Source organism: Bacillus sp. V3B, assembly GCF_024494465.1.
GTDB lineage: Bacteria > Bacillota > Bacilli > Bacillales > Cytobacillaceae > Bacillus_BD.
The window spans coordinates 55,278-72,407 of the sequence record NZ_JAETXM010000006.1 but is presented as its reverse complement, the minus strand read 5'-3'; the positions used below and the strand labels follow the sequence as shown (position 1 = coordinate 72,407).

Sequence of the window (17,130 nt, the reverse complement as noted above, 5' to 3'; positions counted from 1 at the left end):
TCTTGTTAAAACCCAAATCGCTGAAAAACCGTTCGCTGATACAATTTATAAACTTCTTCTCCGGCAATTTGGTTAATAATAACCGCATTTCGCCGAGCGCCCAGTCCTAAATCAGGTGCCCCTACTCCATGCGTATGAAGTTCACCATTTTGAATAAACAAAGAAGCCTCTTCACTCTTTGACTTGACTTTATATTGCTCATCAATTTCTAACTGACCATGATCATCAACATGCAAATGATCTTTCAGACCACCCAAAAAGAAAGGTAACCTTTCCTGATAGCCGGTTGCCAAAATCACTACATCACTCTCTATTTTTTGAAAAGCCTCTTGTTCATATTGGTACAAGGTTAAGACATGACGGTCTTCTTTTTGTTCGATATTCGTTAATTCAGTTAGTGCTTGCATCGTGATGGGTGTGTTTCTTCCACCAATTGTGCGTTCATATAATAGTTCATAAATATCACTAATCGTTTCAAAACTAATGCCTTTATACAGCAAGGATTGGTTTTTTAACACATGCTGTTTTTTCTCGTGTTCTAGATGATAAAAGTAGTGCGTATAGTCCGGTGAAAAATGCTCTAAACCAAGTTTTGAATATTCCATCGGATAAAAACCTTTGGAACGTGTGTACCAGTTCAACTCATATTTCCGCTCACTTTGCTGCTGCAATAAATCGTACACAATCTCAGCTGCACTTTGGCCCGAACCGATAACCGTAATACTTTTTGCTTGCAATGTTTGCTCTCGCTTCATTTTAAAGTCTGCAGAATGATAAAATTGTTCGCTTTGCATCGATTGAAAGTCTTTTGGGATAACTGGTTTCGTTCCAACTCCCATCACAATATGGCGACTATAATAAGTGTTTTCGACATCTCCTTGTTGAACCGTTACTTCATAGTACGTGTCTTCCCCTGTACGAAGCGTAATGTTCTTCACTTCACTGTTAAACTGCAAACCGCTTAAACGGTTAGCTACCCACTGACAATAGTGATTGTACTCTTTACGAGGAATTTGAAATTTCTCAAAAAAGTAAAATTGATACAACCGTTCATGCTCATGCAAATAATTTAAAAAACTATAGGGGCTCGTGGGGTCGACCATTGTGACAAGATCCGCCATAAACGGCACTTGCAAGGTCGTCCCTTCAAGGAGCATACCGGGATGCCAATCAAACTTTGGCCTCTGTTCAAAGCAAATATATGTACAATCTGTTTTTTCAAGCAATGCTGCTAATCCTAAATTAAATGGACCAATCCCTACGCCAATAACATCTAAAATGTTCCGTTGTTCCATTCACTCCACCTTCTTTCAAACACATTTCTTTCACAACTAAGCAGTAATCCTGTTTTATCAGGTAAATTCACTTCTTTTATAGGCTGAAAACCGCATTTCTTAAAGACCGCAATCATTTTTTCATTTCGAATATCCGGTTCTGCCACTACTCTTTTCGTATCTTTTATTTCAAATTTCCGCTTTAGAATGGTCAACAACAGTGGATAAATATATCCCTTACCTAGATATCCCGTTTCTCCAATTAATAAATGAATCCCTTGATCGTGTTGATCGTATGAGTAGTACTCGCTAATCACATCACCTTCAACCGTATAAGACTCCCAATAGCTCATCGGCACCCCTTCGATTTCACCAATTAATAATTGTTGATGAGGATCATTTAAAAATGTTTGCAGATGCTGTTTATAGGCATCTCTACCAATGTTCAATTTCCAATAAGGAATTACGTGCGGTTCATGCATCCAAGTGTATAATCGTTCAAAATCTTCTTGTAATGAAACAGGACGAAACGTAATGTCCTGTTTCAATTGAACGTCTTCTATTGTAAATCGATAATTGGTTTGTAACATTTCTGTCATTGTTTCACACCAACTACCTTATACAATGGATTATCTACATTCACATAAACCGATTGCGTTTCTAAAGACCCAACTAATTCATCCATGTCATGAACACGGGTTAATAAATTCGCTTTGCATGGAAGTTCTTGATTTCCAAGCAGCGAAGAAACAAGCTTCGTATGATCTTGAGAAAGATACGGTTCAAGTTCTTCTCTTAAAAGTGTTAAAAGCTTCTTTTCATCTATAAGTTCACTCACACCAAAAGCATTAACTAGCCCAAATAAATGATTAAAGAATACATAATAACGGAACCGCTCTTCAGCTAAAGCATCTTCACATACGGTATCACTTTCTCCATTTAATGTAGACAACAGTTCACGCAACTCCGCCTCTTTTGATTTCATAAAATAGTAGCCTTGATTATCACGATAATAAAAAGTTAATGGATATCCCTCTTGATCTAGTTTAATGATTGAATTTTGTTGATGAGCTTCTAATGCAATTCCTTTTTGCGTATATAGCCACATCATTGGTTTTAACGTAATATCAATGTAACGCTTAAACCAAATTTCACTCACTTGTTCAGTTGTAAGATTTTCACTTTTAGAAATCCTATTGATGATGTTTGCTAGCTGCGATGCTTCACCGTATACGTGGTCTTGACATAAGCTTGCTAAAAGCGTTGTATTGTTTCCATCTGTTTCTTTAAACGGATTATCACGAATCATCACTTCAAACCCAAGCTCTTCATCACCTAACGTAACATATGCCGGGTCTTTAATAATTTGAAAAGCAGGATGATGAGCATGTAGCTCACTTTCTATACTTGCCTGTAGTAGTCTCGTTACTTCCACACCGCGTTTCAATTCTTTCATTTTATTTACTCGTAAAGAGTTTGTGATTTTAACGGGAATCGAGAACTTATACATGACATCAGCACGAGGACTATAAACCGTACGAACAGATGATGTTGGATAAAAAAGTTCACCTTGCGGACCTAAGTATGAGAGGTGTCCTTTTTGAAACCAATTGCCCACCTCTTCTTTTCCTAGTAAAAAACGCGCTTGCAGTGGATGCATCGGAATAAGCGTATACTCATCATTTTGACAATATTGCACGATAAACTCTTTTGGTACCGTATCATCTTGCTTTAATTGCATCTTAATTTTATTTGTAGCAGACTGATTGTAAGCCGATTGTTCCCTAACGAGCGAACGATGTGCTCTAAAGTAATGAAGCTGAAATTCTCCCTTTAATTCAGGTGCAAATACGGATTCTTCTTCAGGCAAAATTCCTTGACGACTTTTTGGCGTTGGATGAAGCTGATGACCGATTAATAAAGATTGCTCTGACTGTAAAAATGTTTTATCCCACTTGTAGCACTCTTCTAACTCTTGCTTTCTTCTTTCAATAAATAGATTCATATTTTCATAACTTAAAAGAACACGTACAATTAAATCATTTACTTGTAATAAATCATCTGTTATTTCTTTCATTAACAATGATAACAGGGTCACAATATCAAGCATTTGCATCTCATGATAATGAATTTGATAACTTAACTCTCGCTTAAATAAGTGACGCCCTGTTACTGAGCGATATTTTACGGGAAAATATAGTGTGACTGGTTGCTTTTTCAATTCAATCACTAACACTTCTTCATTAGTTTTCTCTTTTACCGTTTGCCATACGCCTTGTCCTGTTTCACGAATATAGCAATTGATCATATTTTGCATCGTAATAAAATTAGCCGATAACTGATCGTTCACGTAATCGCTCCTCCTTTTTTTCTAGTTCTTTTCCAAGATTGATTACTTCATCTAATCGTTTGACAGTTTCATCAAATGTAATCAGCGGATTTAACATCGTTAGTTTCAAATAGGACTTTCCTTCAAACTTTGTTTTCGCCATAATCAACTTCCCTTGCTCATAGAGCAACTGTTGAATATACTGATTTATGTTATTTTCATATAATCGTTGTTTTTGATCATCCATGTAAATAACCTTCGGTTGATAGCGAAATACAATCGCGTTCATAACAGGGTTATTCAGTGCTTCAATATCCGTTCTTTTCTGTAAATAATTGGCCGTTTGTTTAGCCGTTTTTATCGTATGATCAATCATGTCACCAAACTCATGTTTACCAACTGCTTGAAACGTTAACCATACTTTTAATGCATCGAATCGCTTCGTCGTTTGAATGCTGCGATCAACTAAATGAAGATGTGTATCTTCTTCTGGATTTAAATAGTCAGCGTGCAACTGGATGTGTTCAAACATAGAAGAGTTTTTCACAAAAAATGCGCCACAGCTAACCGGCTGATAAAACCACTTATGAAAATCCATCGTAATTGAATCTGCTTTTTTCAGATGAGATAATAGATGACTATATTGATTTGAAAATAGTAAAGCTCCTCCGTACGCAGCATCTGCATGTAACCATATATTCTCCCTATCAGTTAATTTACAGATTTCACCAAGTGGATCTATACTCCCAAAATCAGTCGTTCCAATCGTTGCTACCACTGCAAAAGGGAGATTTCCTTGCTGTTTCACTTTTGTAATTTCTTCATATAAAGCATCTGTGCATATTTCATAGCGTTCGTTCGTTTTTATACTTATAACAGAATCCATACCAAGCCCTAATTGAGCGGCTGATTGCTGTACCGTAAAATGAGCTTTTTCTGAACAAAAGATTCGTAGTTTTTTAGCTTCTATTGGTAATCCTTGTTTGCTTACATTTATAGAAAAATGCTTGGCGCAATATTCATTTCGTGCTAACAACAACGCCATATAGTTTGATTGCGTTCCACCACTTGTAAACACACCTGAAGCAGAATGAGGATAATTGATTTCTTTCATCATCTCTTGAATGACACCGTCTTCTATATACGTAGCTACTGGACTTTGATCCCATGAGTCCATCGATTGATTTAAAGCAGAAATGATTACTTCAGCAGCAAGTGCCGGTATCATAGGTGGGCAATGTAAGTGAGCCATTGCGGCCGGATGCGAAATATGCAGTGAATGATCCATCACCAGATGCTGCAACGATGTTAAAACAGCATCCGATGATTTCCCTTCGTATTCAAATTTTACATACCTCTCAATATTCTTTTCGATATCTTCAGTACCAATATGTTCATATGGTTTTTCAAGACTTTGATAGTGAGTCTCAACTATTTTTACTACTTCTGTCATAAACTGATGATAATTCTCTAATCCATTTGAATCCGGTGATAAAAACCATTTATCAAACGAGTTCATGGTTTATTTCACCCGTTTCTTTTCAGCAGCTTTTATCGCGTCTTCAAAACGAGCAAGAGCTTCGTCTATTTGTTGCTTTGTCACAATTAACGGCGGCAATAAGCGAATAACTGCCCCGTGCCGTCCACCTACTTCTAAAATAACACCGCGATCAAAGCATTCTTTTTGAATAGCTTTTGCCAGTTCTCCGTCCGCTGGGTAACTTCCAATTGAATTAGGGGTCTTTGTCTTATCGACTATTTCAACACCAAGCATAAGACCACGACCGCGTACATGACCAATCGACTTTACTCGTTGCTGAAGGTTCTTTAATTGTGTTTGCATATATTGCCCAAGCTTATGAGCCTGTTCGGGTAAATGATGTTCTTTGATAAATTGTAGCGTTGCTCTCCCTGTTGCCATTGCTAGTTGATTGCCTCGGAATGTTCCGATATGAGCTCCTGCTTCCCATTGATCCAGACGTTTATCGTAAATAACAACAGATAGGGGTAGACTTCCGCCAATTGCTTTTGATAATACGAGCACGTCTGGCTCAATATCAGCATGTTCAAATGCAAACATCTTTCCTGTACGACCGATGCCTGTTTGTACTTCATCGATAATAAGGGGAATGTTTCTTTCTTTTGTAATGCGTCGCAATTGTTTTAACCATTCAATCGGAGCCGGTACAGATCCACCTTCACCTTGAACAATTTCAACGACAATTCCTGCTGGTGTGACGATTCCACTTTCAGGATCATCTAAAGTGTTCTCAAGATAGGTACTAATAAACTCGTGTCCTTTTTCACCAATTCCAAACGGGCAGCGATATTCATATGGATAAGGAAAAAAATGCGTATCTGGCACGAGTGCATGAATATGCTTTTTCGGACTCGTTGTTCCGCTAATACTTAACGTGCCGTGTGTAGAGCCATGATAACCTCCTTGAAAGGATAAAATTGTTCGATTACCTGTCGCTGTTTTTACAAGTTTAAGTGCAGCTTCAATTGCATCTCCACCTGTTGGTCCACAAAATTGAATTTTGGCTTTCCGTGCAAATGACTCTGGTAAAATCGAAAATACTTCATCGACAAATGCTTCTTTTACAGGCGTCGTAAAATCTAATGTATGTAAAGGAGTGGAATTCGCTAGCACTTCTTGAATCGCCTCATGAACAACAGCATGATTATGACCAAGAGCTAACGTACCTGCTCCTGCTAAACAATCAATATATTCTTTTCCGTCCATATCCGTTATGACGACACCTTCTGCTTTTTTAATCGCTATTGGTAAACGTCTCGGATAAGACCTTGCATTTGACTCACGAATATTTTGCATGGAAAGCAATGTTTCATTGGAAATAGATTGTTTGATTAAAGTAGACATATCATTCCTCCTATAAAAGCTTTTAATTGATAATGATTTTCATTAACAGTTAGAATCATAAGCGATAATGATTATCATTGTCAATGATAATTCTGAAAAATATGAAATTATGCCTATTCCATCAATTCATAACCACTTTATACAAATCATTCATACACCAACCTATTTTTACACTTTTCAAAGAAACACCTTAATTGATGTGGTCTAGAATTTGAAGTTAAATGAGTACAAAAGAGTTAGAAAACCTTATCTTTGCTCTTAACAAAAGAGTTAAGAAAATTGAAATTTTAAAAGATGCAAATAAAACTGGCGAAACTATATAGTTTCGCCAGTTTTATTTTTTAGTTGAACGGTCAAATAGTAAAAATCTAGCAGCTTCAATAAAGGAATACTCATAGAAAAATTGTCGGGTTCATCACGAATAGTATCATAGCTGAAGAGAGTAACCTGTAGGATTTTTCTGCGATATTTTTCATAGAGGCGACATCGCAGCTCAAGCTAAAGTGAGCTTTATCCGGGTTAGCCCTTCTCTAGTAACTGGATCTATTGCATATATCCCAATAGCCGCAAACAGCAGCAAAAAAAAACACTACCCGTGTAATAGATTGCAGGTCTAAAAATGGGAATAAAGTCACCTATATTGCGATGTTTAAAACTAACATTGGCACATTTTAATGATTATACACAATAAGCTATTCCATTATTACTAGTGATGACTACAAGGAGTTTAGGAAGAAAACAAATGGACGAATATTGACTTAGTAATAATTGACATGTTTTTCTCTTTCCATAAATAATATGTAAAGAAATATTGACTTTGGGGGAGATCATTTATGCTATTCACTTGTAAGTTGCATGTAACCAACGGATTAAAAAAAATGGATGTACCTCATGTAAAGAGGATACATCATCGTATAGGTGATTCATGTTCTTTCTGTAAAAAAGAGGCCGATTTTAAATTGTTTTATTCCTTGCCTTTTTATCGTCTGATTCGCATGAAGCCCGAATCCCTGCCAACTAGGATAGAACAACACATCGTCACCTAGCTTTTGCCTGGCAAGCAAGACGGAAACCACTTTGAATTAAATCGTGTAATTTCTTCTCCTCAAGGCTATTTGCCGGTTGGAGATCAGTGCTCCCATTCAATAACTTCACTTTACATTTACCGCAAGTACCCTTTTTACAATGATAATCTAGAGATAAATTTTGCTCAAGGGCTGCATCCAAAATAGATTGGTCTTTTTTTACTTCTACTTGAAAATAACGTTGGTTTTGTTCCAGTTCCATTACCCTATTTGTTTCGTTGACATTCGGCTTCTCCATATAAACAGGTTGATCAATCGAAACGTTGCTGTTCATGCGATCATACCTCAAGGAGCCTATTGTTAATTTTTTCACCCATTGTATCCCCTTTCAAAAAAGTATTTTAATTTTACAAATCTTTCATCAAATATTCTATTGACCGTTTACTAGTTTTTTTATATAATGATGATAATGATAATTATTATCAATGAATATATTTCCTTCTAAATAAAAAAGGAGATGACAACATGGTCTACCAAATTAACGGTCTGAAAGATATTCATAAATTGTTAATCAATGAAAGAAAAATTGGCGGTGTGATTGAAGTAAACACGCTTCGACTTCGGACTGGTGAAGTCTATCCGCACGCCGTAATCACCCATATCGATTTACTCGGATCTGCCATCTATTCAATTGGGTTTATGACGGAAGATCATCAAAACATCATTGTTAATATCACTGAACTTAGTTTGCTGCAAGAACCTAAACATAAAAAAATAGTTGAATTAAATAATCAAGCATACAAAACAACCAAAACAAAAGAAAAAATAAAATACTTAAAGAGATTATTTGAAATCAATAAAGACAGCCTGAATCCTATTTTCCTTGAAGAAGCAAGAATGATAATTGAAGATATCGGACTGCCTGCCGTTAAAAAAGAAATAAACACTAGTATCATTTATTCAGAAAATAAAGTTTATTCTATTGCCTAGATTGAAACAGCAGGATGATATCATTCTGCTGTTTCAATTCAGCAACAAATCATTCAGAGAAATCTTCTAATGTGCATATAGCTGTCGGGCGCTTAATTCTCGGAACAATGGCTTCGTATACACGAAAATAATAATTCATATTCTCTTGATCTAAAAACACCGTGTCAAAGTCACTGGCTACGGCTAAGTCAATGTTTTGTTTGCCTGCATCCAGAACAACTCCTGTACCGCTTTTCACCATTGGAGATTGAAAAACTCCTGCTGGCATCAATTCCCGAATGTGCTCAATCTCCAGTACATGCGTTCCTTGATGAACACGGTGTACGAGTGCATACAATTCAGGAGAGAGAATGAGAGCATATGGTCCTGTATGGCCCATTCTTAGCAATTTATTTCTAGCTTCAACAACATCACTAAAAGCATTTCCAGATTCCATCCAATCACTGCGAATGTGAGATAATTTCCCTTTCACATTCATAATTCCCTGGATATCAAATTCCTTTGACCCATTAAAAATCAGGTCATCTTCAAGTAGTGCACACTGCTGTGCAGCGTTGGCTGAAGCAGAGAAATCAATTGGGCTTCCAATCGTTTTGGCCTGCTGAATATCCCGCCAATATAAAATGAAGTCTTTATATAATAAGGGAATGGTAAGGGTAATCCTCCTAGATGGAACAGATAGCCCCGAGTCCTCGCCATGAAAACTGATCGCTCCTCGTTCGGCCGTTTCATAAATATCATTTGTTACCGATTGAACACCCTCCCCAAGAGGTCCATAAATATCAATCACTCTTCTTCCAACTAACTGCTTTTTAACACTTTCAAACACGGTTTGTTCAAGTTCCTGCCATTCTCCTCTTGTTAAAGAAGACTCAGGAAATTGAGTCGATTTATCCATACCTATCACTTCTCCCTTTATCTTTGTTTCAGACTGCCGACTGTTAACGTTTTTCTCAGGCTTTGTTTTGATGGAGATGGCTCAGGTAAATGATCATGTGAATAAGCATCCACTTTTACATTCGAGCCGTTTCCTTCTTTTTCATCGGTTGGAATGGACGTATTAAATTCAATGCCACCTTGAAATTCTTGATTTAATTTTTCCAAAACCACTTTCATTTGTTGATAATCCTTATAGGTAACATCTCTTAATGTTTGAATTTCCTCTTCGAATTCTGTTTCTTTGAATTGGAAAAGGGACAAATCTAAATGTTCTAAAAAGTTATGTAAGCCAAACTTCTCTAAGCTGATGTCTTGTAAAAGGTGTACAAACTCAAGCTGATTACTAGAGATGTCCGCTCCACTTTTAAGCAATGCTTGAATCTTTGGCAGCAAAATATCCAAACGATCGGAACGATGCTCTTCTTCTTCATAAATATGATGCCAATAAAGTCGCTCATGGTCATCTTTCGCATTTTCAATGATGGGTGTAATGATCCCCATAAACTCCACTAATGCATTTTTCGTTCGGTTAAAAATGGAATCCATTTCCGTAAAAGTCACTTCCACACATATCCCTCCCCCTTAATTATTGACTACTCAATTTATATCCATTTATTGGAGTCGTTAAACCTATTTTAGCATGAAAAGATATGTTTTAATAGAAAATAGTTCTTAATATTTGGAATATTCCGTTTTCAAAGGATGCGATGAAAACGGAACTATTCTCACCATATCTAGTTTTTCAGCCGTGCGGCATATCCGTCGGCATACCATTTCGATAAGTATGTCTTCAGCCTTCGTTCTGCCAAATCTACCTGTGCTTCGCACCCCATCACCTGTCAATCATAACACATGCAGGAGTATTGACAGGATAGTTTCAAGAAACATGGTTGCATCGTTCCTATCCTCCTTATCTCCTGTCTTTCACGCTACAAAGCGTTTATAACAGAACTTTTCGCACGCTCCAGATTGTAGAAGATCAATTATATTTCTTTCATTGTCGATAAGCACCCGTTCATTCTGAATTATGGTATTAATATCAGTTAATCCATTAACTTCTCTTATTTTTTCAAACTCCTTGATAATAATTCTCATTATTGGTTATACTGATAAAAGAGAAGGCAACCAAAGAAGTTGCCTTCAGGTGAATTAAATCTTAGGTTCAAAAGTTTTGCAATCTGTTTCTTCAGAAGTAGAAGCATGCGCTTTTGTACGATTTACAACATAAATAGAAGTTGCATTACATTGGTTTCCTGCTGCCCAATAATTACAGCTATTCACTTCGCATTTTACATCTTTCGCCATATTAAACACCTCCTTTTTATCTAATATGTAATATGCCCAAAAGAAGGTGATTTAATTCTAAGCTCATAAGAATATATCCATTTTTTCGATGTTTTTACTTTACAAGAATTTTAGATTAAGTGAAAAAGAAGGAAAATAAGGACGTGGAGTTTCATATCCAACGTCTTTTTTATATTTAATATTATAAAATTTTCAATTTATTGTTGCTTTTTTAACTGATAATGATTATCATTATTATTAATAACTGATAATTGTTATCAGTTATTAAAATAGAACCATATACATCACTGTTTGTAAAATTTACAGAAGAGAGTTTACTCACTTACTTAAGGGGGAAAAAATAATGTCTGAAATGATTATGGTTTTTGCATCAATGACTGGAAATACCGAGGAAATGGCCAATGCGATTGCGGAAGGAATACGACAAACTGGAAATGATTTAGAAATTAATGATATTATTGAGAGTCCATCAGCCTCTAGGCTCGAAAAGTTTGATGGAATTTTACTAGGTTCCTATACATGGGGAGAGGGAGATCTACCTGATGAATTTTTAGATTTATATGAAGAAATGGATGAAATTAATTTATCAGGAAAAAAGGCTGTCGTATTTGGTTCTGGTGATACTGCTTACGATCAGTATGCCGGTGCGGTTGATATTTTAATCGAAAAATTAAAAGAACGAGGAGCAGAAATCGTCCTTGAAGGATTAAAGGTTGATACAAGCCCATCTCCAGATGATATTGAAAATTGTAAAGAATTCGGAAAAGAGTTTGCTAGACATTTAAATAAATAGGAGGACCTTCGATGAAAACAAAGAACCATCTGATCTCTATCAAAACCCTAACTGATTACCATTTAGAATCCTTTATAAGATGCCCTTATAAATTTTACCATCAATATATTTTAAGGAAAAATAGTGATGAGGTTAAATGGAGACAGATGGTTCAGTTCTCAGTTAACAAAATCATAAGTGACTATTATCGATTACCATTAAATGAACAAAATAAATTGAATTTATTAAAACTTATTGATCAATATTGGGAATCGATCCATCCTAGCTTATTTGAAAACAAAATTCACTATTATATGATTTTAGCCAAAGTGACGGATCATTTGCTTTTATTTTTAACATCTGAAAAGTCGGATCAACCACCTCTGTTTCTATACGAAAGGATCCAAACTTCCGTTGATGAAATCGGTACAAAAATTTCCCTAACAATAGATGTGGGGGAATGGTCCAAAAATACTTTTAGTGTAAAGAAATATTTGCTTGATGCGGATGAAAGCCTGATTAAATTATACAAGTATTTAATCATCATTTTTTCACAAAAAGCTTTCGGTGTACTACCTGATAAAATTGAATTGTTATCCGTAATTGATGGCAAACGCCATTTGATTTATCCAGCTGAACATGATGTTGCAAAAGGATTCATGTACCTTAAATTTGTGAAAACCCACATTGAAAAGCTAGATCGTTATTTCAAAAAAAATGGTCATAATAATTGTTCAGAATGTACATATCAAAAAGAATGTGACTTTCATGAAATTGAAAAAGCTAACAAATTAAATACATCTTTGAAAACTGTCACGCATTAGGCACTAAACTTTTTATATTAGTTTCAACGATACCAAGTACCAGGCACTATCCAATTATGCTTTTGATGTTCATAAACTCAATAAGATATTTTCCCAAATGTATCCCTCATTAAAGGATCATCTGCTTTTCCCTAAGCAGATGATTCCTTTCTTACTAGTTTCTTCAATTGAATTAACGTCTAAACAACAGAAAGACATTTACCAATCTATTGAGATTCTTAAAATACACTATATTTTGGATAAACCCCTTAAAGACATATTCACCCTCTATTATTTCCAAGTATTTTCCCTTCATTTTACTGAAATCCTTCTAACTGTTCTATAGGGCTCGATTAGCAATATCATAGATAGTATAAAGGAGGTGCCTTAATGGAGAAGAAAAGAATAACCCCTTATTTAATAACGAAAAGTTTAAATCCTGAGAATCAAGAATCACCTATTCACTTTCTAACTAAATGGAAAATTCCAACTCAATATTTTTATCGTAGAAACCATTTTTCTTATCCATTCCTAACCCACTCTAACTATTGGTTACAGATTACTGGTCATGTAGACCAACCAAGTTTTTTCCATTATTTAGAGTTATTATCCATGCCTGCTCAATTCCTTTTCGTTCCAATTGAATGTGCTGGCAATAAAAGAGCAAATTTCACACCAAAGGTATATGGAGAGCAGTGGGAGGAAGGAGCCATCAGTCAAGGAAAATGGACAGGAGTTCCATTGGGTTATCTTCTAGAAAAAGTAGGAATTTCTAAAAATACTCAAGAAATCATTTTTGAAGGAGCAGATTTTGGAAAAAGAACAGATATGGAGGATCTTGTGCATTTTGAAAGAAGTCTGCCATTAGATAAAGCCTTGCATCCAGATACCATCATTGCTTATCAATATAACGATAAACCACTGAGCTTTAAGCACGGGTATCCTTTAAGATTAATCGTTCCAAACTGGTATGGTATGGCTTCTGTCAAATGGCTACGTAAAATTAAAATCATTGAACACAACTTCCAAGGACCCTTCCAAACAGTGGATTATATATACTATCCAAATAAACATGATGATGAGGATAAAACGCCTGTCACAGTAGTAAATGTGAATTCTACGATTCAGCAACCATTAAATTTATCGATTCTTAGTACAGGAATTCACAAAATTGAAGGCATTGCTTGGACCGGTCAAGGAAGTATAACAGAAGTCCAATTAAGCTTTGATAAAGGTCAAACATGGAAAAATGCAAAATTGGAAAAGTTACCTTATGAATCATACGCTTGGTCGAATTGGTCTTTTAACTGGAAAGTGGAGAAAGCAGGAGAATATACGATCTATTCAAGAGCAAAGGATTCAAATGGTCGAATTCAACCACTAACTGCGTTTTGGAATCGGAAAGGCTATGGATATAATGCCGTTTCAAAAATTAATTTAAAAGTTGAATGATTTTATTTCTATCGCTCAGCCGAAGTCCAACGTATCCTTTTTAATATTTACTATCGTATACTAGGAAGGTAGAAAAGGTTGAACTGCAAAAGCGGATTTAATTTTGAATCCTAAAAATGCACCAACAATCTGTTCCATAAAAAAGAGTGGAAACCTTTATAGATTAACGGCTTCCACTCTCTATCTTTTATAGTTTAAATTTACCTTTTCGATACCGAGACCCACATATTTTCAAGCCACTTATCAAAATCAGTGCCCTTATCACCTTCGTATGCATCATACACATCAAGCCGCATCTTCTTTAACTTCTCTTTGAATTCTTTATAGCTATGGTCTTCTGGCAAGCTCTTCTTCACTCTTAACAAGATCTTCGTAACACCTTTAATCAAGTCACCTTTTTTCCTTGACGGTGATTGAACATCTTCACCAAACTTTTTCAGTTGACGGAATGCAGCTTCTTGAACTTTATACACCGCATCATTATTCATGATTCGCATGAGGATATCGATTACTTGTGGGTTCTTCCACTGTCCTAACTCTTCGACTGCATCTAAACGGTCTCTCCAACTAGACGTTCGATTAGCCTGTTTTTTTAACTCTTCATAGTTTTCCGGTAACACACTTTTTGCTTCTGTATTTTTCAAACGATTCAATCTCCTTCTTTTACGATATTCTTTTAATTTAAGCTGTGTTAATGATGATTGTTTAACACAGCTTAAATTAATGAACCCCTTATATTAGACACATGCTTACATTTATTATTTCAATATTAGTAAAGAACAGCACTCCACATTGCTTGTATGCGGGAACATATCAACAGGCTGTATATATTCAAGCTTGTACTTTTTAGCCAGAACATCAATATCTTTTGCCAAAGTAGATGGGTTACACGAAACATATACAAGTTTTTTCGGTTTGATTTTTAAAATCGTGCTTAACAGTTGCTGATCGAGACCTGTTCTTGGTGGATCAACGATAACAACGTCTGGTTTCCAGCCTTCTTTTGCCCATTTAGGTAAAACTGTTTCTGCTTTACCCGTTTCAAACTTAGCATGCTTGATTCCATGACGGGCTGCGTTTTTCTTTGCGTCCTCAATCGATTCAGAAATCACGTCCATTCCACGAATTTCAGCCGCTTTATCGGCAACCCAAAGACCAATCGTTCCAACACCACAATAAGCATCAACTACTTTTTCACTACCCGTGAGCTGTGCCGCTTCTTTTACTTCATTATAAAGCTTGACGGTTTGTTCCGGATTTAATTGAAAAAATGTTCTAGCGGATAGTTCAAAACTTAAGTCGCCTAACGTTTCTTGAATAAATTCATTTCCCTCAAGATTAACGGTCTCTTCTCCAAAAATAAGGGAGGTTTTCTGACCATTAATATTTTGCATCACGGATTTCACATCTGGAAGTCTTTTCTTAATCTCTTCAATTATTTGCTCTTTTTTAGGCAATTCCTTTTTCGCTGTGATTAACACGATTTGCAGTTCACCTGTTTGAATCCCTACTCTAGCAACAATCGTTCTAACAATCCCTTTTCTTGATTTTTCATTATAAATAGGGATTTGTAGTTTTTGCAAAATGGCTTTCACTGTTTCGATCGCCTTGTTTGTTTGCGGATGCTGGACAGCACACTGCTCAATATCAATAAGATGATGAGAATTGATACCGTACAAGCCTGCAAGAACTTGTCCATCTTTTTGTCCAACCTGAAACTGACTTTTGTTTCGGTAATTCCACGGGTCTTCCATTCCAATCGTTTCTTTTATGTTCAATTTATCGACAGCTAATTTTGTGTGCCGTTCGAGTGACTGAATGATAATATCGCGTTTTTCTTTCAGTTGCTGACTATATTCTAAATGTTGAAGTTGACAGCCACCACATTCTTCATATACAGGACACAAAGGTTGAACACGAAACTCGGACTTTTTACGAACCTTTTTGATCCTTGCTTCAGCAAATTTCGGATGAACCTTTGTTGCTTCGACCACAACCTCTTCACCTGGAAGAGCACCTGGGACAAAGACGACTTGTTTTTTAAAATAACCTACCCCTTCCCCGTTGATACCGAGTCTTTTGATCGTTAATGGAAAAGTTTGATTTTGTGTTAATTTAACTATTTGTTCTTTTTGCATGATTAGGTTTCACTCCATTTTTTTCGATGCTTCGCCATAGATAGAGCGAAGCATAGCTTAAGTATGGTTCCCAGCCTTGTACGAATTGTTCCATTTCGGCTTTTGTTGGTTTTTCTGCTAGCTCAAATTGTTTTTTTAAGGCATTTTGAATGCCAATGTCGGCGAATGGAAATAAATTGGGCCGACCGAGTCCAAACATGAGGAAGTTTTGGATGGTCCATGGTCCAACGCCCCGCAATTTTATCAGTTTATCACTTATTTCCTGTTCAGATAGCATTCTTATTTGATCAAAATGCAACTCTCCATTGACTACTTTTTTTGCGATGCCAATAACATATTCCGCTTTTCGTCCACTGAATTGTAGTTCACGAAGATCTGCAACTGTTAGCTGTGCAACTTGTTCTGGAGCCGGATAAAACCAGACACTTTCTTGTTCATAACCATATGTTTTCACAAATCGTTCTGTTAATGTATGGGCAAAAGCGAGATTAAGTTGCTGGTGAATGATACATTTTAGGAGGCAATTGTATAGATCAAAATCAAGAACAAGTGCGGTACCATAATGCTCTTTGAATAGCGATTTCAATGTTGTTTTTTCAAAATGAAGGTGGATTTGTTGTAAATCAATATGCCATTGAAATATCTCACTTATCTTTGAAATTCCCTCTTCATTTGTACCCGTGATCACAAACGATGGGATTTCTGTCGTTCCAGTTGCTTTTACTTCTGCAACATGAGGGAAATGATCGATGATAAGGGGGACTTTGACCGTTCTATCTTTTTGATCAACCACATGTAGGGGATCAAGAGACAACCTATCTAGTACAAGATCAAAATTATAAGGTCCATTTATTTGTATTGTTGTCAATCAACTTCATCCGTTTCTCACTTTTCCCCGTATTATAGCATAGTCCCTAACACGTTTGATAGTTTCCATACTAGATGAAACTCTTTAAGGTGATATTTGTGACGATAGCCTATCTTCCTCTAACTGTTAAAATGATCATCCATTAAGTTATTCATTCTGGATAACACACATGGTCACATACACCAAGGCCATTTATCAACAATCAATTATGAACATAGCCTACTTTAAAATATATTTTCGCCAAACTAGACTGGCTGACGAAGACTTTCAGTGGGAGTGGAGTAAAGCACGCCAATATGAGAATAAAGAAAAAACTCCGAGTAATGGACCTTCTTTAATCGTGTCCATTAT

Annotated in this window: 16 protein-coding genes; 4 read left to right on the top strand and 12 right to left on the bottom strand. The window is 36.0% G+C overall.

From position 1 onward, the window contains the following. Positions 1 to 5: 5 nt before the first annotated feature. From JMM81_RS09750 to JMM81_RS09725, 6 genes are all read right to left on the bottom strand, one after another. Positions 6 to 1,295, bottom strand: a complete 1,290-nt coding sequence (locus tag JMM81_RS09750) for a lysine N(6)-hydroxylase/L-ornithine N(5)-oxygenase family protein (protein ID WP_256241383.1) — start codon at positions 1,293 to 1,295, stop codon at positions 6 to 8. After that, complete coding sequence (locus tag JMM81_RS09745; protein ID WP_256241382.1) at positions 1,274 to 1,873, bottom strand: GNAT family N-acetyltransferase; 600 nt, start codon at positions 1,871 to 1,873, stop codon at positions 1,274 to 1,276. Before JMM81_RS09745 ends, JMM81_RS09750 begins: the two co-directional genes overlap by 22 nt. Next, positions 1,870 to 3,624 carry an IucA/IucC family protein gene (locus JMM81_RS09740; protein WP_256241381.1) on the bottom strand — a complete coding sequence of 585 codons (1,755 nt, stop codon included), beginning with the start codon at positions 3,622 to 3,624 and terminating at the stop codon, positions 1,870 to 1,872. Before JMM81_RS09740 ends, JMM81_RS09745 begins: the two co-directional genes overlap by 4 nt. Next, the gene (locus JMM81_RS09735; protein ID WP_256241380.1) at positions 3,602 to 5,122 is read right to left on the bottom strand and encodes a pyridoxal phosphate-dependent decarboxylase family protein; all 1,521 of its coding nucleotides are present in this window, start codon (positions 5,120 to 5,122) and stop codon (positions 3,602 to 3,604) included. The genes JMM81_RS09740 and JMM81_RS09735 overlap by 23 nt, the downstream gene beginning before the upstream one ends. Before the next feature lie 3 nt (positions 5,123 to 5,125). Continuing rightward, on the bottom strand, positions 5,126 to 6,487 hold the full coding sequence (locus JMM81_RS09730; RefSeq protein ID WP_256241379.1) for an aspartate aminotransferase family protein: 1,362 nt from the start codon (positions 6,485 to 6,487) through the stop codon (positions 5,126 to 5,128). A gap of 1,038 nt (positions 6,488 to 7,525) precedes the next feature. Further along, a complete protein-coding gene (locus JMM81_RS09725; RefSeq protein WP_256241378.1) occupies positions 7,526 to 7,885 on the bottom strand; it encodes a 2Fe-2S iron-sulfur cluster-binding protein in 360 nt (119 codons plus the stop codon). A gap of 152 nt (positions 7,886 to 8,037) precedes the next feature. Between JMM81_RS09725 and JMM81_RS09720 the strand changes: the two genes are divergently transcribed. Beyond that, the gene (locus tag JMM81_RS09720) at positions 8,038 to 8,502 is read left to right on the top strand and encodes a hypothetical protein (RefSeq protein ID WP_256241377.1); all 465 of its coding nucleotides are present in this window, start codon (positions 8,038 to 8,040) and stop codon (positions 8,500 to 8,502) included. Between the two features lie 49 nt (positions 8,503 to 8,551). On the opposite strand, the gene JMM81_RS09715 is transcribed toward JMM81_RS09720, so the two are convergent. The 3 genes from JMM81_RS09715 to JMM81_RS09705 all read right to left on the bottom strand — a co-directional run bounded on the left by JMM81_RS09715 (position 8,552) and on the right by JMM81_RS09705 (position 10,746). Then, positions 8,552 to 9,400, bottom strand: a complete 849-nt coding sequence (locus tag JMM81_RS09715) for a family 1 encapsulin nanocompartment shell protein (RefSeq protein ID WP_256241376.1) — start codon at positions 9,398 to 9,400, stop codon at positions 8,552 to 8,554. A 17-nt stretch (positions 9,401 to 9,417) separates the two neighbouring features. Beyond that, complete coding sequence (locus JMM81_RS09710; protein WP_256241375.1) at positions 9,418 to 10,008, bottom strand: IMEF encapsulin system ferritin-like cargo protein; 591 nt, start codon at positions 10,006 to 10,008, stop codon at positions 9,418 to 9,420. Between the two features lie 582 nt (positions 10,009 to 10,590). Continuing rightward, positions 10,591 to 10,746, bottom strand: a complete 156-nt coding sequence (locus tag JMM81_RS09705; protein ID WP_256241374.1) for a DUF1540 domain-containing protein — start codon at positions 10,744 to 10,746, stop codon at positions 10,591 to 10,593. Between the two features lie 343 nt (positions 10,747 to 11,089). Here JMM81_RS09705 and JMM81_RS09700 point away from each other — a divergent pair, with 343 nt between their 5' ends. From JMM81_RS09700 to JMM81_RS09690, 3 genes are all read left to right on the top strand, one after another. Beyond that, complete coding sequence (locus JMM81_RS09700; RefSeq protein WP_256241373.1) at positions 11,090 to 11,539, top strand: flavodoxin; 450 nt, start codon at positions 11,090 to 11,092, stop codon at positions 11,537 to 11,539. Between the two features lie 11 nt (positions 11,540 to 11,550). Next, the gene (locus JMM81_RS09695) at positions 11,551 to 12,342 is read left to right on the top strand and encodes a PD-(D/E)XK nuclease family protein (RefSeq protein ID WP_256241372.1); all 792 of its coding nucleotides are present in this window, start codon (positions 11,551 to 11,553) and stop codon (positions 12,340 to 12,342) included. A 369-nt stretch (positions 12,343 to 12,711) separates the two neighbouring features. Beyond that, positions 12,712 to 13,773: a sulfite oxidase gene (locus JMM81_RS09690; protein ID WP_256241371.1), complete on the top strand. Its 1,062-nt coding sequence runs from the start codon at positions 12,712 to 12,714 to the stop codon at positions 13,771 to 13,773. A gap of 200 nt (positions 13,774 to 13,973) precedes the next feature. Here the strand turns inward: JMM81_RS09690 and JMM81_RS09685 are convergent, their stop codons facing one another. The 3 genes from JMM81_RS09685 to JMM81_RS09675 form a co-directional block, all read right to left on the bottom strand. Continuing rightward, positions 13,974 to 14,417 carry a HEAT repeat domain-containing protein gene (locus tag JMM81_RS09685; protein ID WP_256241370.1) on the bottom strand — a complete coding sequence of 148 codons (444 nt, stop codon included), beginning with the start codon at positions 14,415 to 14,417 and terminating at the stop codon, positions 13,974 to 13,976. 114 nt (positions 14,418 to 14,531) lie between these two features. Beyond that, positions 14,532 to 15,911, bottom strand: a complete 1,380-nt coding sequence (gene rlmD / locus JMM81_RS09680) for a 23S rRNA (uracil(1939)-C(5))-methyltransferase RlmD (protein ID WP_256241369.1) — start codon at positions 15,909 to 15,911, stop codon at positions 14,532 to 14,534. Further along, positions 15,889 to 16,779: a DNA-3-methyladenine glycosylase family protein gene (locus JMM81_RS09675; RefSeq protein ID WP_256241368.1), complete on the bottom strand. Its 891-nt coding sequence runs from the start codon at positions 16,777 to 16,779 to the stop codon at positions 15,889 to 15,891. The genes rlmD and JMM81_RS09675 overlap by 23 nt, the downstream gene beginning before the upstream one ends. Between the last annotated feature and the right edge of the window lie 351 nt (positions 16,780 to 17,130).

Excerpts from the sequence above, each read along its gene's own strand:
- JMM81_RS09705 (WP_256241374.1), bottom strand. The coding sequence starts at position 10,746 with ATGGCGAAAGATGTAAAATGCGAAGTGAATAGCTGTAATTATTGGGCA.
- JMM81_RS09745 (WP_256241382.1), bottom strand. The coding sequence starts at position 1,873 with ATGACAGAAATGTTACAAACCAATTATCGATTTACAATAGAAGACGTT.
- JMM81_RS09695 (WP_256241372.1), top strand. The coding sequence starts at position 11,551 with ATGAAAACAAAGAACCATCTGATCTCTATCAAAACCCTAACTGATTAC.
- rlmD (WP_256241369.1), bottom strand. The coding sequence starts at position 15,911 with ATGCAAAAAGAACAAATAGTTAAATTAACACAAAATCAAACTTTTCCA.
- JMM81_RS09700 (WP_256241373.1), top strand. The coding sequence starts at position 11,090 with ATGTCTGAAATGATTATGGTTTTTGCATCAATGACTGGAAATACCGAG.
- JMM81_RS09750 (WP_256241383.1), bottom strand. The coding sequence starts at position 1,295 with ATGGAACAACGGAACATTTTAGATGTTATTGGCGTAGGGATTGGTCCA.
- JMM81_RS09735 (WP_256241380.1), bottom strand. The coding sequence starts at position 5,122 with ATGAACTCGTTTGATAAATGGTTTTTATCACCGGATTCAAATGGATTA.
- JMM81_RS09715 (WP_256241376.1), bottom strand. The coding sequence starts at position 9,400 with ATGGATAAATCGACTCAATTTCCTGAGTCTTCTTTAACAAGAGGAGAA.
- JMM81_RS09730 (WP_256241379.1), bottom strand. The coding sequence starts at position 6,487 with ATGTCTACTTTAATCAAACAATCTATTTCCAATGAAACATTGCTTTCC.
- JMM81_RS09720 (WP_256241377.1), top strand. The coding sequence starts at position 8,038 with ATGGTCTACCAAATTAACGGTCTGAAAGATATTCATAAATTGTTAATC.
- JMM81_RS09690 (WP_256241371.1), top strand. The coding sequence starts at position 12,712 with ATGGAGAAGAAAAGAATAACCCCTTATTTAATAACGAAAAGTTTAAAT.